Raw genomic sequence first — 18,416 nt, 5'->3', positions numbered from 1 at the left:
CTCAGATGATCGACAAGAAACACATCGGCAGACAACTGCCCACCTTCCTCGCCACCGCCGAAGCCGGACAACTGCGCTTCTTCGCCAAGGCCACCGGGGAAACCAACCCGATCTACTTCGACGAGCAGGCCGCTCGCGATGCAGGGCATCCGAACCTGCCATTGCCACCGACCTTTCTGTTCTCGCTGGAATTCCAGATCCCGTCCAACGGCTGGCGCTTTGAGCTGGGCATCGTCACTGCACGCATCCTGCACGGTGAGGAGTCGTTCCGTTATCACCGCATGGCCTATGCCGGCGACACCCTGCGCTTCGATGTGCGCATCGCCGACATCTACGACAAAAAAGGCGGCGCGCTGGAGTTCGTGGTGCGCGAGACCCGGGTCACCAACCAGCACGGTGAGCACGTCGCGGACCTGCGCAGCGTGCTCGTACAGCGCAACAGCTGAAGCGGAGAACACTGATGAACGCCATAAGCCTGGAAAAAATCAACATCGGCGACACCCTGCCGCCACTGGCGTTGCCGCCGATCAACCGCACAACCCTGGCGCTGTTTGCCGGCGCGTCCGGTGACCACAACGCCATTCACCTCGACACCGACTACGCGCGCAAGGCCGGCATGGCCGACGTGTTCGCCCACGGCATGTTGTCGATGGCCTACCTCGGTCGCCTGCTGACCCAGTGGGTCGACCAGCGCCAGTTACGCGAATTCGGCGTGCGCTTTCTCGGTATCACCCACCTGGGCCACCAGATTACCTGCACCGGCACAGTCGTCGAGCGCTTTGAAGTCGACGGCGAGCAACGCATCAAGGTTGAAGTGCGCACCACCAATCAATACGGCGACACCAAAATTGTTGGTGACGCTGTGATCGCTCTGTAAACAAACCGAATAATTGAGGAGCAACACCCCATGGCAAAACTCGACGGCAAAGTCGCACTGGTCACCGGTTCCGGTCGTGGCATCGGCCAGCAAATCGCCCTGAAACTGGCAAGTGAAGGCGCGCGCATCGTTATCAACGACCTGGATGCCGATCCGGCCCATGAAACCGCTGAGCTGATTCGCAAGATGGGTGGCGAAGCCGCCGTGTGTCACGGCAACGTCAGCGCCCCGGATTTCGCCGAGCGCTACATCAAGACCGCAATGGACAACTTCAACGGCATCGACATCATCGTCAACAACGCCGGTTACACCTGGGACGACGTGATCCAGAAGATGAGCGACGAGCAGTGGTACGCGATTCTCGACTGTCACATGACCGCACCGTTCCGCATCCTGCGTGCCGCTTACCCGATCATCAAGGCGCAGGCCCAGGCGGACGCCGCAGCAGAGCGCGAAGTGTTCCGCAAAGTGGTGAACATCTCGTCGGTATCGGCCCTCAACGGTAATGCCGGGCAAATGAACTACTCCTCGGCCAAGGCCGGTGTACTGGGCATGACTCGCGCGCTGGCCCGGGAATGGGGCCGCTTCAAGGTCAACGTCAACGCCGTGGCCTTCGGTTTCATCGAAACCCGCATGACCAGCGCCGACGCCCATGCCGGTGCCACCGTGAACATCGAGGGCCGTGACATCCGCGTCGGCATCAGCCCGGAAGCGGCCAAATCGTTCGCCCAGCGCAACCCGCTCGGCCGCCCGGGCACCACGAAGGAAGCGGCGGACGCCGTGTACCTGTTCTGCTCGCCGGAGTCGAACTACATCACGGCCCAGACCATCGCCGTCGCCGGCAATCTGCAATAACTCAACTTGTAGGAGCGAGCCTGCTCGCGATGGACGTCAACGATGACGCGGGCTGTCTGATTGATCGCGGCGTCCTGACGTTTTTCGCGAGCAGGCTCGCTCCTACAAGACCGCAGGATCACACCATGAACATGACTGAAACCAATATCCGCCAGGCTGCCATCAAACTGATCTCGCGTAATGGCTACGGCTCGATGAGCCTTCGGCAACTGGCGGCTGAATCGGGGATCAACCCCTCGACGCTGTACCTCTATTACCAAGGCAAAGGCGAGTTGCTGCTGGAGCTGGTTCTGGAATATTTCCAGGAGATGTCCCTGGCATGGGCACGCAGCCGCCCCGCCGTTGCGTGGGCCGATACGAAACTGCGCACGTTCATCGCCTGCCATGTGCGTTATCACCTGGAGCATAAGAACCAGGCCATTCTCGGCAACCTGGAATTACGCAGCCTGGATGAACAATCCCTGACCCAGGTCCGCCAAGCGCGACGGGGTTACCTCAAGGGCCTGCAGGATCTGCTGGAGCAAGGCGTGCGTGAAGGTTCGCTCAGCTGCGCCGAACCAAAATTGATGGCCAGAACCCTGTTCAACATGCTCACCCACGCCTGCGTCTGGTATCAGGCCGATGGCCGCTGGAGCGTCGACGACGTCATCCGCCATTACTCGGAACTGGTGCTGAAAATGCTCGGTGCCGTGCCCATCGCATCACCTCGCCCACCCACGCGCCGTACGACCATTACACGCCGCACCATGCCGATGGAGGCAGTTTCATGAGCGATCTCATGCAACCCTTTTCCATGGCCGGCAAAACTGTGCTGGTAGCCGATGCCACCACTCGGCTCGGCGCCCATTTCGCCCGACTGATCAGCCTCGCCGGCGCCCGGGTAGCCCTCGGCGCGCAACGCCCCGCACAGCTTGAGCAGCTGGAAGCCGACCTGCGCTGGGAGGGTGGTGAAGTACTGATCGTCAGCCTCGACAGCGCCCGCCGTCCCAGCGTCGAAGCGGCGCTCGAGGCCATCGAGGAGCGCTTCGGCAGCGTCGATGTACTGATCAACAACAGCGCCGAGCGCGAGCACATGGCGCTGAACAATCACCTGGTCCATTGCACCAGCCTGTACATGATCAAGGCCGAACGTGGCGGCAGCATCGTCAACATCGAACCACCGCCCCGCCCGATCAGCGAGCCCAACCCTTGTTTGCGCTCCAACAGCAGCCTGATCCGCATGAGCAGGGCCATGGCCCAGTCGCTGACGCCGCACCGGATCCGGGTCAATGTGATTGCCGCCGGACGCGGCAAGGACGCGGGCCTGCAGGAGCTCAACGGTCCCTTGCTGTTGCTGGCCAGTGGCGCGGGTGCCAGCGTCACCGGGGCGGTGTTGCACATCGACAACCACGCCACCTGATACGGGTGGCGTTTAGTTTCTGACGACCCTTGAACATCGGGACCGGTCGCCCTGCGCGACGCCCGTCAACAAGGAGCCAGTCAGATGACTCGCATAAAAAAGTGGCTGCCGAAACTCGCCATGGTGGCGACAACGGTCATGGCAATGGCGGCGAATGCTGCTGACAAACCCAACATCCTGGTGATCTTCGGCGATGACATCGGCCAGACCAACATCAGCGCCTACTCCATGGGTGTGGTTGGCTACAAGACACCGAACATTGATCGCATCGCTCACGAAGGCATGCTGTTCACCGACTACTACGCGGAGAACAGCTGCACCGCCGGGCGCTCGTCGTTCATCACCGGCCAGTCACCGCTGCGCACCGGCCTGACCAAGGTCGGCGTGCCGGGGGCGCCGATCGGTATCCAGAAACGCGACATCACCCTCGCCCAGGCCCTCAAGTCCCAGGGCTATGCCACCGGCCAGTTCGGCAAGAACCACCTCGGTGACCGCGACGAGTACCTGCCGACCAACCACGGTTTCGATGAGTTCTTCGGCAACCTGTATCACCTCAACGCCGAAGAAGAGCCTGAGCGTCCGTACTGGCCCAAGGACGACCCGGACTTCGTCAAAACCCGCACGCCACGGGGCGTGATTCATAGCTACGCCGACGGCAAGATCGAGGACACCGGCGCGCTGACCACCAAGCGCATGGAAACCATCGACGACGAAACCACCGCCGCCGCGCAAGCGTTCATCGAGAAGCAGGCCAAGGCGGACAAGCCGTTCTTCGTCTGGATGAACACCACCCGCATGCACGTGTTCACCCACGTGCGCGAATCGATGAAGGGCCAGAGCGGCATGCCCGGCAACGATTACGCCGATGGCATGATCGAGCACGACGGCGACGTCGGCAAACTGCTGAAAACTCTCGACGACCTGAAGATCACCGACAACACCATCGTCGTCTACACCACCGACAACGGCCCGAACCAGTTCTCCTGGCCGGACGCGGCAACCACGCCATTCCGTAACGAGAAGAACTCCAACTGGGAAGGTGCCTATCGCGTACCGGCGATTGTGCGTTGGCCGGGCAAGATCAAGGCCGGTGAAGTGTCCAACGAGATGTTCTCGGGCCTGGACTGGTTCCCTACCCTGCTCGCGGCGGCTGGAGATACCAAGGTGAAGGACAAGCTGTTGAAAGGCTGGGCGCCGACCTCGGGTGGCAGCAGTTTCAAGGTGCACCTGGACGGCTACAACCAGTTGCCCTACCTGACTGGCGAGCAACCTAAAGGTGAACGCCGCGAGTTCTATTATTTCAATGACGACGGTGTGCTGGTTTCCATGCGCTTCGACAACTGGAAAGTGGTCTTCGCCGAACAACGCGAACCCGGTGGTTTTGCGGTGTGGAGCAGCCCGTTCGTGCCGCTGCGCGTACCCAAGTTGTTCAACCTGCGCATGGACCCGTATGAGCGGGCTGACCTGGTCTCGGACCAGTACAACGACTGGCTCGTGAAGAACTCCTACCTGCTGGCCGCAGGTGTGGCCAAGGCTGCGCGCTTCCTGCAGACCTTCATCGAGTACCCACCGAGCCAGAAACCTGCCAGCTTCAGCGTTGATCAGATCCGCGCTGCCGTCGACGCGAAAATCGAAGAGAAGATGAAAGGCCAGGCCAAACCCTAAGCGCCTCTCTACGCCAATGCGGCCTGAATGCCAGCGGCCAACCCGCCCAGGTGAAATTAAGCTTGGGCTAAGGTTGGCTCTTTAGTCTTCGGCACTTTCGAGTAGTCGAGCATTTCGAAGATGGGTAGTGTCGATACAAACGCCAAGCCACCGTTCAGCATCGTTCTGGTTAATTACAAAACCCATGATTTGACCAGGATCTGCCTGGACCTTTTGCGCGAACCGGTACGAAAAGCCGGAATCCCGGTCTGGGTGGTCGATAACGGTTCGGCGGATGCCAGCGTCGAGTATTTGCGCTCGCTCGACTGGATCAACCTGATCGAACGCGATGCCCCCACCAAAGAACCGGGGCACATCGCCCATGGCAAGGCACTGGACATGGCGCTGGCCAGGGTCAACACCGACTACCTGTTCCTGATGCACACCGACACGTTCGTCTTCGATGCAAACGTATTTGCGATGATGATGGAGCGCTGCACCAAGGATCAAAATGTCATCGCGGTCGGTTGCACGGAGCAACTCAACCGCGGACTGCCAAGGACCGCGTGGCGCTTCACTTCACGCCTGATCAAGCACCACTACCGACGCTTGAAGCAATCGCTGGGCCTGCGATCAAAGGAGCCGAAACCCTACCGGGAAACCTACCTGAAAAGCTTTTGCACGCTATGGAATGGCAGGCTGATCAAGCAGCAGGGTCTGCATTTTCAGATCGATGACCGTGTGCCCGGTTATGAGCTGCAAGACCGCGTGATCGACCTTGGCTACAAAGTCGTGTTTCTTTCGCCCGGCAAAATCTTCAAGTACCTGGACCACGTACAGTCCGGCACCGTCGCCGCTGCGGGCGGATATGGCCAGGATCATCGGCGGACCAAAATGTACCAGGACATTCTCAAGCGCTTCAGTGCAACCAACTCCTCGATGTCTTGAACAAACCCGCACCCACAAAAATTAAGCCCACTGACCGTTGCCGGTGCAGTGGGCTTTTCGCATCAGGCTGATACCGGCTCACTGTTGCAGGATAAAAGTCGCCAGGCTTTTCAGGTCGTCCGGACTCAACTGCGCGAAAGGCGGCATGGGCACATCCCCCCACTTCCCGCTGCCGCCGTGCTGGATGCTGGACATAAGCCGGTCCATTGCCTGCGGGTCCTTGGCATATTTGGCCGCCACATCGCGGTAGGCCGGGCCCACCACTTTGTGGTCGATCGCGTGGCAGGACAGGCAGGCGTTGTTCTGCAGCAAGGCCTTGGCGTCGACTTTTGCATCAGCCACCGCCGGGGCGTTCGAGGCCGCCTGAACATCGGCATCATTGACCTTCGCACTGCCGTAGGTCACTGCCAGGTAAGCGCCGATAGCACTCACCTCCCGGTCGCTGATCGGAGCACCGTACACGTGCTGCATCTTGCCCGCTTCGGCGGTCCACTGCGCCAGGCTCATGCCCGGCGGCTGGAAGTTGATGTAATCGGCCGAATGGCAGATAGAACACTTCTGCTGCGCCAATGCGTAGCCAGGCATCGCGCTGGGCTTGAACACAGCCGTTTCAGGCGGCAGCGTAATGGACAGCGGCGTGGCGCCAGCCAGGGTCGCCAGACAAACCTGAACCGCGCAGAGCAAGGCGGTCATGCATTTCACAAGTCTCATGCGGCCCTCCTCAGGCGACGGTCACGTGGGTGGTTTCGACGACATGGCGGCGATAGCCAGCGGGGTTCCAGTCGGCTTGCAGCGGCTGCGTCTCGCCGGCACTGTTGCTGGCCCGCACCATCAGCTGGGTGGCGCCCTTGCCGGTAAAGGTGATCGGCAGTGTCCACTCACGAAAGGAGAAACGGCCAAGGTCCTGCCCGAGCATGGTTTCACGCCAGGTTTTCCCGCCGTCGATCGACACCTCCACCTTGTTGACCCCAACGCCACCGTCGAACGCGATGCCCTTGAGCACCAGGCTTTTGTTCAACGGCAATACATCGCCGTGTTTAACGCTGGTGATGAAACAGCGCACCGGCAATTTGGAAATCGGCCGGGTTTTCGCCGCCGTGGTGCCGGGGGCAATGCACAAGCAATCGTTATCCGGAACCCGGTATCCCTTGGCCATGAAGAAACCGTCGTAGGTGTGATCGACGACTTCGATCTCACTCAGGTGCTTGACCCAGTAGGTACCGAAATAGCCAGGCACCACCAGACGAATCGGGTAGCCGTTGAGAAATGGCAGGTCGGTGCCATTCATCGACCAGGCGATCATCGGCTCACCGTCCATGGCATGGCTGATGTCCAGCGCCTTGATGTACTCCGGCGTGCTCGGCAGCACGGGTTTATCCAGCCCACGGAAGGTCACTTGCCGGGCCTCGGCTTTCACACCGGCCTTTTCCAATACCGCCTTGAGGGGCACCCCCACCCACCGCGCATTGCCCATGGAACCATTGCCCAACTGAGCGCCGAACACCCGAGGCATCGAGAAGCCACGGCTATTACCCGAACACTGATTGACGGCCACCACTTCCACCGGTTCGGCGAGGGCCTTGAGCTCGGCAAGGGAAAGCGACAGTGGCGTGTCGACCGAGCCCTTGATCATCAGGCGGTAGCTGTCGGGATCGATGCTGGTCGGAAAATTGGCCAGGTGGTAACGCACGAAAAAGGCGTCATTGGGCGTAATCGGCCCTTCGTTGAAGACGGAGAATGGCGTTTCCAGATGCGGCGGACGCGTGGTCACCAGGGTCAACGGACGTTTTTGCGGGTATTGCACGAGCGGTCGTGGGCCGGCGGCAAAGGTCACTTCTTCGACGTTTTCCTCGGCAGCCCTGGCGAGATTTGCCAACGGCGAGGCCGCCAAAGCCAAAGTGAAAGCATCGCGTAAAACCCGCCGACGGGTCGGCTGGCTGTTGTCTACAAAACTGAACTTCATTCTGCGCTCTCTATGATTGTTTTATTGAGATGCAACTGATCGTTCCCCACCAGGACGCAATGCTTTTATGTAGGAGCGAGCCTGCTCGCGATGGACTAAAGAGCGCCACGTTTAACCAATAAACACTCGTTATCGTTAACGACCATCGCGAGCAGGCTCGCTCCTACAGAATGTTGCGCGCCAGGCGGTGAGATATCAGGCTTACGGTCGATGAACAAGCCAGTATCGTCAGGGCCAAACTGTCCGCTTTTCATTGAGCGTCAGCGACTTGACAATTGATGACAGGAACTCCCGTCAAGGCCGGCGTAGACACTTCGGATTCGAAGCCCTGCCTGTGCCATCACCCACAAAAAGGCTCGTTACGCCATGGTAATCGGGCGGCGGCGATCATGGGATTGATCCAGTCGGTCCGGCTCAACGGGCATGATCCGTATGCTTACCTGAAGTATGTTTTAGCGCGCCTGCCGACGCAGTGGGCGAGTAAGATTACCGAGCTGCTGCCGCATAACTGGCCACCCACCTAACAACGTAAACCGGGATGTACGGATACTCACGTTGAAACTCCACAAGGAAGACTTGGAATGACTCGAATTATTGAAATCCTGATGTACACCTTAAAGCCAGGATCGGGATTGGATTTTCATCGAATAATGCAGAATGTAAGTATTCCGCTTCACCTGGAAGCTGGCATCGATGTCGTTTCTTATGGCGGCTCATTGCATGATTGTGACAGCTATCACCTGATTCGCGCCTATGAAAGCGAGAGCCATCGCTTGGCATCTCAAGATATTTTTTACGCAAGCGCTGCCTGGAAACAGGGCCCGCGAGCAGACATTATCAGTCTCATTGAAGTCAGTACAACGACAGTAATGGCGCTCACTCAAGACGTAATTGATGCCTTCAGAGCGTCCATGGATATGTCGAAAGCCGACGTTCAATCAGCGTGATAGGCCCGTATTCTTCAACGCAGGGATCAGGAAGGTGTGTTAGCCGGACGCTTACGATCATGCCTCCAGAATCATTTTCCAGCCCACAAAAAAACCCACTGACCGTCGCCGGTTCAGTGGGCTTTTTTTGATCCGGTCTCTAATTACAGAGCCATATCACTCGCAGCATTCGCCTTCGGCGCTTTTACTGCAGTATCAACAGTCACTGGCGTCACAGCCGGCGCGATCACCGCGGGTGGCGGAGTCAGTTCCAGCACCTTGGCGGTGTAGGCCCACTCTTGCGCAACCTTCTCAGGGCTGGCGTTCAACTGGGTGCCGTAGCTCGGGACGATCTGGTGCAGCTTTGCCTGCCAGTCAGGGGTCGCGACCTTGTCCTTGAACACTTTCTGCAGCACGGTCAGCATGATCGGCGCGGCGGTCGATGCGCCCGGGGAGGCGCCCAGCAGGCCGGCGATGCTGCCGTCTTGGGAAGCGACGATTTCGGTGCCCAGTTTCAGCACGCCACCGGCGGCTTCGTCACGCTTGATGATCTGCACGCGCTGGCCGGCTTGCCACAGGCGCCAGTCTTCAGCCTTGGCGTTCGGGAAGTATTCCTTCAGGGCGTTGAGGCGGTCTTCGTCAGACAGCATCAGCTGGCCTGCCAGGTACTCGACCAGCGGGTATTCCTTGATGCCGACCTTGGTCATTGGCCACACGTTGTGGGTGGTCGTGGTGGTCAGCAGGTCCAGGTACGAACCTTCTTTCAGGAATTTGGTGCTGAAGGTGGCGAACGGGCCAAACAGGATCACGCGCTTACCGTCCAGCACGCGGGTGTCCAGGTGCGGAACCGACATCGGCGGCGCGCCAACGGAGGCTTTGCCGTAGGCCTTGGCCAGGTGTTGCTCGGCGATGGTCGGGTTCTCGGTCACCAGGAACGAGCCGCCTACCGGGAAGCCTGCGTATTCCTTGGCTTCAGGAATGCCGGACTTCTGCAACAGGTGCAGGGCACCGCCGCCGGCGCCAATGAACACGAATTTCGCGTCGGTTTCGGTCTTGCTGCCGTCTTTGAGGTTCTTGTAGCTGACGCGCCAGCTGCCGTCTTCGTTTTTGGTGATGTCCTGCACTTCGCTGGACAGCTTCAAGTCGAACTTCGGCGTGGTTTGCAGGTGCGCAACGAACTGGCGGGTGATTTCGCCGAAGTTCACGTCGGTACCCAGCGGGCTCCAGGTGGCCGCGATTTTCTGGCTCGGGTCACGCCCTTCCATCATCAGCGGCACCCACTGCTTGATCACAGCCGGGTCTTCGGAGTACTGCATGCCGGCGAACAGCGGGCTTGCTTGCAGGGCTTCGTAGCGTTTTTTCAGGAACTTGATGTTGTCATCGCCCCACACGAAGCTCATGTGCGGGGTGGAGTTGATGAACGAACGCGGGTTCTTCAGCACGCCTTGCTGAACCTGCCAGGCCCAGAACTGACGGGAGATCTGGAACGCTTCGTTGATTTCAACGGCCTTCGGGATCGACACCTTGCCGCTCTCGTCTTCCGGGGTGTAGTTCAGCTCGGCCAGGGCGGAGTGACCAGTACCGGCGTTGTTCCAGCCGTTGGAGCTTTCCTGGGCGACGCCGTCGAGGCGCTCGATCATTTGCATCGAGGTACCGGGTTCCAGCTCATTGAGCCATACACCCAGGGTCGCGCTCATGATGCCGCCGCCGATCAGCAGCACATCGACTTTCTTGGCCTCTTGCGCGTGGACGGCAGACATCCCCATGGACAAAGCCAGCCCCAGCAGGGCCGTGTTCACTTTCTTAAACATCTGTAGCACCTATGATAAAACGCCATCCGCCCTTCCATCCTCACGCGCACAGCCCCGTGTTTCACGGCAGTCACGGGTGCGGCACTCAAGGATTACAGGGTGGGCACACAAGGCCGATGAACCGCATCGACCCCAGTTTAATGTCCCTTCTGAACTGACTTTTTATCTTTATTGGCTTCAGCTACTTGAGCGACAGTGATTCGGTCGGCACGTCTCAACGACATGCAAACTGAATAGGTCAAACCAAGTTGGCGCGAAGAATATCACGACAAGGCTTACCCGCGCGTCTGTTCCCGACCGGTTAGTCCGGGCGCGGGCGATCGGCCTTCTATACTCATCCTGTTTTTCTCCATGAGTGTGTGAGGAACAGCCATGAGCGACAAAGACGATCTGCGCAAGTACTCCTCTCAAGTGATCGACGGCGTGGAGGCCGCACCGGCACGCGCCATGTTGCGGGCCGTGGGCTTTACCGATGCAGATTTCACCAAGCCGCAGATTGGCATCGCCTCGACCTGGGCCATGGTCACGCCCTGCAACATGCACATCGACAAACTGGCGCTCGAAGCCGAAAAAGGCGCGAACGCCGCCGGGGCCAAGGGCGTGATCTTCAACACCATCACCATTTCCGACGGCATCGCCAACGGCACCGAAGGCATGAAGTATTCCCTGGTGTCCCGCGAGGTGATCGCCGACTCCATTGAAGTGGTCACCGGTTGCGAGGGGTTCGACGGCCTGGTGACCATCGGCGGCTGTGACAAGAACATGCCGGGGTGCCTGATCGGCATGGCACGGCTCAATCGCCCGTCGATTTTTGTCTATGGCGGCACCATCCAGCCGGGCGCCGGCCACACCGACATCATTTCCGTGTTCGAGGCCGTGGGCCAGCACGCGCGGGGCGATATCAGCGAGATTCAGGTCAAGCAGATCGAGGAAGTGGCGATTCCCGGCCCCGGCTCCTGTGGCGGCATGTACACCGCCAACACCATGGCCTCGGCCATTGAAGCACTGGGCATGAGCCTGCCCGGTTCCAGCTCCCAGGACGCCATTGGCGGCGACAAGGCCTCGGACAGCTTTCGCGCCGGCCAGCAGGTGATGGAGCTGCTCAAGCTCGACCTCAAGCCTCGCGACATCATGACCCGCGAAGCCTTCGAGAACGCCATCCGCGTGGTAATCGCCCTCGCCGGCTCGACCAATGCCGTGCTGCATCTGCTGGCCATGGCCAATGCGGTGGATGTCGAACTGACCCTGGATGACTTCGTCGAGCTGGGCAAGGTTTCCCCGGTGGTCGCCGACCTGCGCCCCAGCGGTCAATACATGATGAGCGAGCTGGTGGCCATCGGCGGCATTCAACCGCTGATGAAGCGCATGCTCGATGCCGGCATGCTGCACGGCGATGTGCTGACCGTCACCGGCCAGACCCTGGCGGACAACCTGGCCAGCGTGCCCGACTACCCGGCCGGCCAGGACGTGATCCGGCCTTTCGACCAGCCGATCAAAAAGGACTCCCACCTGGTCATTCTGCGCGGCAACCTCTCGCCCACCGGCGCCGTGGCCAAGATCACCGGCAAGGAAGGCCTGCGCTTCGAAGGCACGGCCCGGGTCTATCACGGCGAGGAAGGTGCGCTGGCCGGCATCCTCAATGGCGAAGTGCAGCCCGGCGAAGTGATCGTGATCCGCTACGAAGGGCCCAAGGGCGGCCCGGGCATGCGCGAAATGCTGTCGCCGACGTCGGCGGTCATGGGCAAGGGCCTCGGCAAGGAGGTGGCGCTGATCACCGACGGGCGTTTTTCCGGCGGCTCCCACGGTTTCGTGGTCGGTCACATCACGCCGGAGGCCTTTGAGGGCGGGCCGATTGCGCTGGTCGAGAATGGCGACAGGATCATTATTGATGCGCAAACCCGGCAGATCACGGTGGATGTTCCCGATGCAGTGCTGGCCGAGCGCAAGTCGCACTGGGTGCGGCCGGAATCGAAATACAAGCGCGGGGTGCTGGCCAAGTATGCGAAGACAGTTTCCAGTGCTTCGGAGGGGGCTGTGACGGATAAGTACCTGTAAGGTTTGAGTCTGGCGCTGTTTGGTCTAATGCCATCGCGAGCAGGCTCGCACACAGTTGATCTCCATATGCCGAAGATCCCCTGGGAGCGAGCCTGCTCGCGAAGGCGGCCTGTCAGGCAACCTCTACCTCAAAGCCTGAACCGATCACCTTGCAGTCGTCACCGATTGCTTTTGCGCCATACCGCGCAAAGACACCAGCAACAGACTGACAAACGCACCGGCAACCGCGATGCCCATGTCCTTTTGCGAATCCCACGGGTCATTTTGCGCGCCGACGAAGGCGTTCGCCGTGTCTTTGCCCAGGAAGGCTCCACCGATCCATTCCACCAGTTCGTACACCGCGGATGTCGACAGCATGATGTTCAGGGTCACGAAAAACAGCCAGAACCCGCGCAGCGGCGTCAGGCGCCACAGGACTTCGCGCACCGGATAAGCCAGCAGCAGCCCGTAGCTCAGGTGCACCAACCGGTCGTAGTGATTGCGGTGAGTACCTGCCGCCCGGTCAAAACTGAAGCCCAACCACGCCGAAGACCAGTGATCGTATGGCACCAGGGAATAGGTGTAATGGGCGCCCAGTTCGTGCACGCACAGAAACGCAAACACCAACGTGATGGACATCGCCGACAAGCGGAAACGACGTGATACAGCCACCAAAGTCCCCACCAGCAACAACACCAGCAGGTTTTCCAGCGCCCAGTCCACCCGACTGCGGGGAGAAAAACCCGACGCCACGACAATCAGCACAAACACCAGGAGCAGCATCAGGTCGTGCCGTAAACGCGGGTCAGGCTGCATGGTGCAATACCTCGAAGTCAGGGCATCACCCTTTTAACTTCGAGGCAAGGGTGCCAGGCAAGTTCGCTTTTTTCCTTCAGCTCATGATAGGTTGTACGATGACTGACGAATGTTTATCCAGTCATCGCTCTATCCCTACAACAACAAGGAAACACCCATGAAAAAAGCAAACGTGCTGATCGGTTTTCTGTGCCTGTTCAGCGGTTACGTCGCCGCCACCCCGGCTGTCGCGGACAAGGACGTGGCCCTGGCGGTCGAACACCTGACCCAGGCCATGCTGCACAAAGACATCCCGGAACTGAACGCCTTGACCGCCGAGAACCTGACCTACGGGCATTCCAGCGGCAAGATCCAGGACAAGCAGGCCTTCATCGCCGACATCGAAACCGGCAAAAGCGCGTTCAAGACCCTTGAGATGCAAAACCAGACCATTACCGTCTCCGGCGATGTCGCGCTGGTCCGTCACCACTTCTCGGCGCAAGCGCTCAAAGGCACTGAAGTGGTGCCGACGGAAATCGAAAACTTCCAGATCTGGCAAAAGCAGGACGGTAAATGGCTGTTGGTAGGACGGCAGGCGTTCAAGTTCTGATGAGTTCGTAAGCCACCAACATAACCTGTAGGAGCGAGCCTGCTCGCGATGGACGTAAATGCACCGCATTTATTCAGGTAACACGCGTAATCGTTAGCAACCATCGCGAGCAGGCTCGCTCCTACAGGGGTTTTCGGGTGAATCAACTACCTTTCCACTCCCTGGGACTGAGCCCGGTCTTGCGCCGAAACGCCCGGGCCAGCGCCGAGGGGCTTTCGTAGCCGACCTCCTCGGCAATCAGCGCAATCGGTCGGCCCTCGCGCAAGCGTTTCTGTGCCAGGCTGATGCGCCAGCTCACCAGGTAATCCACCGGCGTCTGCCCGACTACCCGGCGAAAGTGCTCGGCGAAACTGGCTCGCGACATGTTGGCGGCGACCGAGAGTTCGGCCACGCTCCAGGCCTTGGCCGGGGTTTGATGCATCAGGCTCAGGGGGCGCGCCAGGCGCGCATCGGCGAGGCCGGCCATCATGCCCGGCTGCTGGCCTGTGGTGCTCAAGATGTGCCGCAACAACAGAATCACCAGCAACTCGAACAGGCGATCCATCACCGCTTCGCGCCCGCACGTACCGTCGAACGCCTCGTTGAACAGCCATTCCAGGGTCCCGGCCAGGGTCGGGATTTCATCGAGTTTGAGCACCAGGTAATCCGGCAGCGCCGCCGCCAGGGCATTGCCTGCACCGCCGTCGAAATCCAGGGTCGCGCAGACCAGTTGCGTGCCGGACGCTTCAGACGCGAACAGACGATGTCGATAGGGCCGGGGGAAAAAGATCAGGGTCGGCTCGCTCAGTTGCAGGTCCGGCTGATCGCCCATCTTGAGCAGCAACTCGCCCGCCTGAAGCAAGTGCAGATGACCGCTGGCCTGTTGGCCATCGAAGGCGGAGGTGCCGCAAAACGTACCGCTATGGAAAGTGCCGGCATTGACGCCAAAGTGTGTGAGCAAGGTGGACAAGCGATCCATGACAAGGCTCCCGAAGGCAGTTCTGGACGATGTGTCGCATATCCTCGACGATTTGCACCCAACAAGCCAGCCACTCTCCCTAACATCAGCTCCGTACCCAGCGCATACCGCGCTTCACACCACGGAGTATCACCATGACCCGCATTGCCCCGATCAGCCTGGAACACGCCACCGACGCCACCCGCCCGCTGCTGGAAGCCGTGCAGAAAAAAGTCGGTTTTGTGCCCAATACCTTCAAAGTCCTGGCTCACGCCCCAGCGGTGCTGGCCGCGTACCTGCAAAACTCGGCAGCGTTGGGCAAAACGTCCCTGAGCGCCACGGAAAAAGAAGCGGTGTCCCTCGCCACCTCGCAGGTCAACGGCTGCGACTACTGCCTGGCGGCTCATACGTTGTTCGCCGGCAAGGCCGGATTGTCGAAGCAGGACATCCTCAGCGCACGACACGGCGAGCTCAACGCCATTGCCGCCCTCGCCCGCCAAGTTACCGAAAGCCGTGGTCACCTGACCGTCGAGCAGCTCGCCGCTGCCCGTGCCGCCGGCATCGATGACGGCAAGATCATCGAAGTGATCGCCCACGTGGCCTCGCAGACATTGACCAACTACCTGAACAACACAGCGCTGACCGACATCGACTTCCCGGCCATCTAGCGTAAATCCAGTCTGAAAAAACCTGTAGGAGCGAGCCTGCTCGCGATAGCGTTGAGTCAGACACCTATGATGTCGTCTGACACTCCGCCATCGCGAGCAGGCTCGCTCCTACAGATATTCACTCCGCTGCCATGTATTCGCAGGCCTCAATCATCCTCATGCAACTTGATGCCGCGTTTATGCAGCACATGAGGCACCACCAGCACCAGCAGCGTCAGAGCGAGGAAGAACGCCGAGATCGGTTGCGTGAGGAACACCGTCCAGTCGCCCTGGCTGATGGACAAGGCATTGCGCAGTTGTTTCTCGGCCATCGGCCCCAGCAGCATGCCGACGATCACCGGGGCGACGGGGAAGTCGAAACGGCGCATCAGCACCCCGCCCCAGCCAATGGCCAACATCAGGATCAGGTCGAAAGATGAGTGGCGCATGCCATACACGCCGATGGTGGCGAACACGAGGATGCCGGCATTCAGGTACGGCCGGGGGATTTGCAGCAGTTTGACCCACAAACCCACCAGCGGCAGGTTCAACACCAGCAGAATCGCGTTGCCGATGTACAGCGAGGCCACCAGCGTCCAGACAAGCTCCGAGGAGGTTTCGAACAGCATCGGCCCGGGTTGCAGGTTGTAGTTCTGGAACGCCGCCAACAAGATCGCCGCGGTGGCGGACGTCGGGATGCCCAGGGTCAGCAACGGCACCAGGGACCCGGTCGCGCTGGCGTTGTTGGCCGCTTCCGGGCCGGCGACGCCTTCGATGGCGCCCTCGCCCTTGTTGGCGGAAAACTCCTTGGGGTACTTGCTGAGTTTGCGTTCGGTGGAATAGGACAGGAAGGTCGGAATCTCGGCGCCACCGGCCGGAATCGAACCAAACGGAAAGCCGATCAGCGTGCCGCGCAACCAGGCGGGGACCGAGCGTTTCCAGTCGGCGCGGGTCATCCACAACGAGGTCAGGCGGTGCCGTCCTTCGTTTGATTCCTTTTGATAGAGCAGGCTGTACAAGGCCTCGCCCACCGCGAACAAACCAACCGCCACCAGCACCACCTCGATACCATCCACCAGTTCCGGCACGCCGAGGGTGTAGCGGGCAATGCCCGAGGTCGAGTCCAGGCCGATCAAACCGATGGTCAACCCGACGCCCAGCGAGGCAAACCCGCGCAGCATCGAAGCGCCAAGCACCGCCGACACGGTGGTGAACGACAGCACCAGGATTGCGAAGTATTCGGTCGGGCCGAAATTCAGGGCCAGCCTGGCCACGATGGGCGCAAACAGCGTGAGCAAAATCGTGGCAATGGTGCCGGCGACGAACGAGCCGATCGCCGCCGTCGCCAGCGCAGGTCCCGCTCGGCCGTTGCGCGCCATCAGGTTGCCCTCCAGGGCCGTGACCATGGAGGATGATTCACCGGGCGTGTTGAGCAGGATCGAGGTGGTGGAGCCACCGAACTGCGCACCGTAATAGATACCGGCGAACATGATCAGCGCGCCAGTGGGGTCGACCTTGGCGGTGATCGGCAACAGCAGGGCCACCGTCAGTGCCGGACCGATCCCCGGCAGCACGCCGATGGCGGTGCCAAGCAGGCAGCCGATGAACCCCCACATCAGATTGATCGGCGTCAGCGCCGAGGAAAAACCCATCGCCAGGCTTGAAAGAATGTCCACGGTGTCGAGCTCCTTTCAAAGCCAGATGTTGATCAGCGACGGCAGGGAAACCCCCAGCCCGGCGTTGAACAGCCAGTAGATCGGCAGGGTCAAGGCAATGCCGATGGCCAGGTCCCGCAGGGGATGACGGCTGCCGAACCCCCGCGCCGAACAGGTAAACAGCAACCCGGCGGCCAGCACAAACCCGATCAGGTTGATCAGCACCGCCACCCCGACAAGCCCCGCCGTCACCCAGGCCGCACCGGTTTTCCCACCGGGCACCGTGGCAGTGTCGTTATCCAGTTCGCGAAAACCGCCACTGACGGCCTGATACCCCAGCAGCAGCCCCACTGCACCCAGAAACGCTGCCACGACATAGGGGTAGACGTACGCCGGGAGGATCACGAAGCCCATTTCGGGCGGAAACCGGTAGGCGCCAATCGCCAATACGACGCTGATGACGATCAGGCCGATGCCGACCGCCAATTGCGTCGGTACTACTGCGCGCTGTGTGGCCATCTCAAAGCAGCCCGACCTTGACCAGCATGGCGCGCAACCGCACATGTTCTTCCTCGACGAATTTGCCGAACTCATCGCCGGTCAGCACGCTGGGCGTCCAGGCATTGGTCTGGATATTGTCTTGCCAGACCTTGCTGTTGGTGGCGGCCACGACCGCGTCGATCACCTCTTTACGCTGTTGCGGGGTGAGGCCCGCCGCACCGTAAACGCCGCGCCAGTTGCCGATCGTCACGTCATAGCCGCTCTCCTTGAGGGTCGGTGCATCAATGCCGGGAACCCGCTCCGGCGCGCCGATGCCCAGGACACGGAACTGACCGGTCTTGATGTATTGCCCCAGCTCGGCGTAACCGCCGGTGATCACCTTGAGCTGGCCGCCCAACGCCTGGGCAACCACCTCGCCACCGCCACCAAAGGCCACGTAGTTGACCTTGTTGACCGGCACGTCCAGCTTGCCCGCCAACTCGGCGATGCCAATGTGATCCACCGAGCCCTTGGAGCCGCCGCCCCAGGTGATGCTGGTTGGATTGGCCTTGAAGGCCTTGATCAGGTCATCGAGGGTCTTGAATTCAGATTCCTTGCGCACGGCGATCACGTTGTACTCGGTGAACAGCCGGGCAATGGGCGTCACATCCTTCAGGCTGATCTGCGGTTTGTTCTGTTCGATGCCCGCGACCATGATCGCGCCGACTGGAAACGCTCGGTCCCCGCCTGGTTGCGCGGCACGCTGATCGGCTTTCCGTTTGGTTCGATTCCGGCCGGTGGCGCCGAGATTCCGACCTTCCTGTCCTATTCCACC

19 protein-coding genes and 2 pseudogenes are annotated in these 18,416 nt (G+C 60.4%); 13 read left to right on the top strand and 8 right to left on the bottom strand.

From position 1 onward, the window contains the following. Nucleotides 1-5: 5 nt before the first annotated feature. From BSF44_RS00100 to BSF44_RS00070, 7 genes are all read left to right on the top strand, one after another. Nucleotides 6-446, top strand: a complete 441-nt coding sequence (locus BSF44_RS00100) for a MaoC family dehydratase N-terminal domain-containing protein (RefSeq protein WP_095941715.1) — start codon at nt 6-8, stop codon at nt 444-446. Between the two features lie 14 nt (nt 447-460). After that, the gene (locus BSF44_RS00095) at nt 461-877 is read left to right on the top strand and encodes a MaoC family dehydratase (RefSeq protein WP_095941714.1); all 417 of its coding nucleotides are present in this window, start codon (nt 461-463) and stop codon (nt 875-877) included. 30 nt (nt 878-907) lie between these two features. Continuing rightward, nucleotides 908-1,732 carry an SDR family NAD(P)-dependent oxidoreductase gene (locus BSF44_RS00090; protein WP_095941713.1) on the top strand — a complete coding sequence of 275 codons (825 nt, stop codon included), beginning with the start codon at nt 908-910 and terminating at the stop codon, nt 1,730-1,732. Between the two features lie 125 nt (nt 1,733-1,857). Next, nucleotides 1,858-2,502, top strand: a complete 645-nt coding sequence (locus BSF44_RS00085) for a TetR/AcrR family transcriptional regulator (protein WP_095941712.1) — start codon at nt 1,858-1,860, stop codon at nt 2,500-2,502. Then, nucleotides 2,499-3,131 carry an SDR family NAD(P)-dependent oxidoreductase gene (locus tag BSF44_RS00080; protein WP_095941711.1) on the top strand — a complete coding sequence of 211 codons (633 nt, stop codon included), beginning with the start codon at nt 2,499-2,501 and terminating at the stop codon, nt 3,129-3,131. The genes BSF44_RS00085 and BSF44_RS00080 overlap by 4 nt, the downstream gene beginning before the upstream one ends. A gap of 84 nt (nt 3,132-3,215) precedes the next feature. Continuing rightward, nucleotides 3,216-4,796 (top strand): arylsulfatase, encoded by a 1,581-nt coding sequence (locus BSF44_RS00075; protein WP_095941710.1) that lies wholly within the window; start codon nt 3,216-3,218, stop codon nt 4,794-4,796. Nucleotides 4,797-4,916: 120 nt separating this feature from the next. After that, on the top strand, nt 4,917-5,723 hold the full coding sequence (locus BSF44_RS00070; protein ID WP_095941709.1) for a glycosyltransferase family 2 protein: 807 nt from the start codon (nt 4,917-4,919) through the stop codon (nt 5,721-5,723). 78 nt (nt 5,724-5,801) lie between these two features. On the opposite strand, the gene BSF44_RS00065 is transcribed toward BSF44_RS00070, so the two are convergent. Together BSF44_RS00065 and BSF44_RS00060 are read right to left on the bottom strand one after the other, a co-directional pair. Then, complete coding sequence (locus BSF44_RS00065) at nt 5,802-6,434, bottom strand: c-type cytochrome (protein ID WP_095941708.1); 633 nt, start codon at nt 6,432-6,434, stop codon at nt 5,802-5,804. A gap of 10 nt (nt 6,435-6,444) precedes the next feature. Continuing rightward, on the bottom strand, nt 6,445-7,686 hold the full coding sequence (locus BSF44_RS00060) for a molybdopterin-dependent oxidoreductase (RefSeq protein ID WP_095941707.1): 1,242 nt from the start codon (nt 7,684-7,686) through the stop codon (nt 6,445-6,447). A gap of 353 nt (nt 7,687-8,039) precedes the next feature. Between BSF44_RS00060 and BSF44_RS00055 the strand changes: the two are divergent. Both BSF44_RS00055 and BSF44_RS00050 read left to right on the top strand, forming a co-directional pair. Next, nucleotides 8,040-8,210 (top strand): annotated as a pseudogene (locus BSF44_RS00055) (transposase domain-containing protein); the annotation flags it as partial. Between the two features lie 57 nt (nt 8,211-8,267). After that, complete coding sequence (locus BSF44_RS00050) at nt 8,268-8,633, top strand: NIPSNAP family protein (RefSeq protein WP_095941706.1); 366 nt, start codon at nt 8,268-8,270, stop codon at nt 8,631-8,633. 143 nt (nt 8,634-8,776) lie between these two features. Here BSF44_RS00050 and mqo read toward each other — a convergent pair whose 3' ends face one another. Beyond that, complete coding sequence (gene mqo, locus BSF44_RS00045) at nt 8,777-10,423, bottom strand: malate dehydrogenase (quinone) (protein WP_095941705.1); 1,647 nt, start codon at nt 10,421-10,423, stop codon at nt 8,777-8,779. A 372-nt stretch (nt 10,424-10,795) separates the two neighbouring features. On the opposite strand from mqo, the gene ilvD reads away from it, so the two are divergent. After that, nucleotides 10,796-12,478 (top strand): dihydroxy-acid dehydratase, encoded by a 1,683-nt coding sequence (gene ilvD, locus BSF44_RS00040; RefSeq protein ID WP_095941704.1) that lies wholly within the window; start codon nt 10,796-10,798, stop codon nt 12,476-12,478. 144 nt (nt 12,479-12,622) lie between these two features. On the opposite strand, the gene BSF44_RS00035 is transcribed toward ilvD, so the two are convergent. Further along, complete coding sequence (locus BSF44_RS00035; protein ID WP_095941703.1) at nt 12,623-13,273, bottom strand: DUF2238 domain-containing protein; 651 nt, start codon at nt 13,271-13,273, stop codon at nt 12,623-12,625. Nucleotides 13,274-13,430: 157 nt separating this feature from the next. Here BSF44_RS00035 and BSF44_RS00030 point away from each other — a divergent pair, with 157 nt between their 5' ends. Continuing rightward, the gene (locus BSF44_RS00030) at nt 13,431-13,862 is read left to right on the top strand and encodes a nuclear transport factor 2 family protein (protein ID WP_095941702.1); all 432 of its coding nucleotides are present in this window, start codon (nt 13,431-13,433) and stop codon (nt 13,860-13,862) included. A gap of 142 nt (nt 13,863-14,004) precedes the next feature. Here the strand turns inward: BSF44_RS00030 and BSF44_RS00025 are convergent, their stop codons facing one another. Continuing rightward, nucleotides 14,005-14,820 carry an AraC family transcriptional regulator gene (locus BSF44_RS00025; RefSeq protein ID WP_095941701.1) on the bottom strand — a complete coding sequence of 272 codons (816 nt, stop codon included), beginning with the start codon at nt 14,818-14,820 and terminating at the stop codon, nt 14,005-14,007. A gap of 134 nt (nt 14,821-14,954) precedes the next feature. Here BSF44_RS00025 and BSF44_RS00020 point away from each other — a divergent pair, with 134 nt between their 5' ends. Further along, a complete protein-coding gene (locus BSF44_RS00020; protein WP_095941700.1) occupies nt 14,955-15,467 on the top strand; it encodes a carboxymuconolactone decarboxylase family protein in 513 nt (170 codons plus the stop codon). 146 nt (nt 15,468-15,613) lie between these two features. Here the strand turns inward: BSF44_RS00020 and BSF44_RS00015 are convergent, their stop codons facing one another. The 3 genes and pseudogenes from BSF44_RS00015 to BSF44_RS00005 all read right to left on the bottom strand — a co-directional run. After that, nucleotides 15,614-17,122: a tripartite tricarboxylate transporter permease gene (locus BSF44_RS00015; RefSeq protein ID WP_095941699.1), complete on the bottom strand. Its 1,509-nt coding sequence runs from the start codon at nt 17,120-17,122 to the stop codon at nt 15,614-15,616. Between the two features lie 15 nt (nt 17,123-17,137). After that, a complete protein-coding gene (locus BSF44_RS00010; protein ID WP_095941698.1) occupies nt 17,138-17,620 on the bottom strand; it encodes a tripartite tricarboxylate transporter TctB family protein in 483 nt (160 codons plus the stop codon). A gap of 1 nt (nt 17,621) precedes the next feature. Then, nucleotides 17,622-18,308, bottom strand: a pseudogene (locus tag BSF44_RS00005) (tripartite tricarboxylate transporter substrate binding protein); the annotation flags it as partial. A gap of 24 nt (nt 18,309-18,332) precedes the next feature. Between BSF44_RS00005 and BSF44_RS29320 the strand changes: the two are divergent. Continuing rightward, on the top strand, nt 18,333-18,416 hold an 84-nt coding region (locus tag BSF44_RS29320), incomplete at its 3' end, for a hypothetical protein (RefSeq protein ID WP_305886979.1).

It is taken from the genome of Pseudomonas sp. ACN8 (genome assembly GCF_002303925.1).
GTDB lineage: Bacteria > Pseudomonadota > Gammaproteobacteria > Pseudomonadales > Pseudomonadaceae > Aquipseudomonas.
Note: the sequence above shows the minus strand (reverse complement) of the source record. Positions and strands in the feature narration are given on the sequence as shown.

Bases quoted from the DNA above. Each gene is read 5' to 3' on its own strand.
- BSF44_RS00100 (WP_095941715.1), top strand. From the start codon at position 6: ATGATCGACAAGAAACACATCGGCAGACAACTGCCCACCTTCCTCGCC.
- BSF44_RS00095 (WP_095941714.1), top strand. From the start codon at position 461: ATGAACGCCATAAGCCTGGAAAAAATCAACATCGGCGACACCCTGCCG.
- BSF44_RS00090 (WP_095941713.1), top strand. From the start codon at position 908: ATGGCAAAACTCGACGGCAAAGTCGCACTGGTCACCGGTTCCGGTCGT.
- BSF44_RS00085 (WP_095941712.1), top strand. From the start codon at position 1,858: ATGAACATGACTGAAACCAATATCCGCCAGGCTGCCATCAAACTGATC.
- BSF44_RS00080 (WP_095941711.1), top strand. From the start codon at position 2,499: ATGAGCGATCTCATGCAACCCTTTTCCATGGCCGGCAAAACTGTGCTG.
- BSF44_RS00075 (WP_095941710.1), top strand. From the start codon at position 3,216: ATGACTCGCATAAAAAAGTGGCTGCCGAAACTCGCCATGGTGGCGACA.
- BSF44_RS00070 (WP_095941709.1), top strand. From the start codon at position 4,917: ATGGGTAGTGTCGATACAAACGCCAAGCCACCGTTCAGCATCGTTCTG.
- BSF44_RS00065 (WP_095941708.1), bottom strand. From the start codon at position 6,434: ATGAGACTTGTGAAATGCATGACCGCCTTGCTCTGCGCGGTTCAGGTT.
- BSF44_RS00060 (WP_095941707.1), bottom strand. From the start codon at position 7,686: ATGAAGTTCAGTTTTGTAGACAACAGCCAGCCGACCCGTCGGCGGGTT.
- BSF44_RS00050 (WP_095941706.1), top strand. From the start codon at position 8,268: ATGACTCGAATTATTGAAATCCTGATGTACACCTTAAAGCCAGGATCG.
- mqo (WP_095941705.1), bottom strand. From the start codon at position 10,423: ATGTTTAAGAAAGTGAACACGGCCCTGCTGGGGCTGGCTTTGTCCATG.
- ilvD (WP_095941704.1), top strand. From the start codon at position 10,796: ATGAGCGACAAAGACGATCTGCGCAAGTACTCCTCTCAAGTGATCGAC.
- BSF44_RS00035 (WP_095941703.1), bottom strand. From the start codon at position 13,273: ATGCAGCCTGACCCGCGTTTACGGCACGACCTGATGCTGCTCCTGGTG.
- BSF44_RS00030 (WP_095941702.1), top strand. From the start codon at position 13,431: ATGAAAAAAGCAAACGTGCTGATCGGTTTTCTGTGCCTGTTCAGCGGT.
- BSF44_RS00025 (WP_095941701.1), bottom strand. From the start codon at position 14,820: ATGGATCGCTTGTCCACCTTGCTCACACACTTTGGCGTCAATGCCGGC.
- BSF44_RS00020 (WP_095941700.1), top strand. From the start codon at position 14,955: ATGACCCGCATTGCCCCGATCAGCCTGGAACACGCCACCGACGCCACC.
- BSF44_RS00010 (WP_095941698.1), bottom strand. From the start codon at position 17,620: ATGGCCACACAGCGCGCAGTAGTACCGACGCAATTGGCGGTCGGCATC.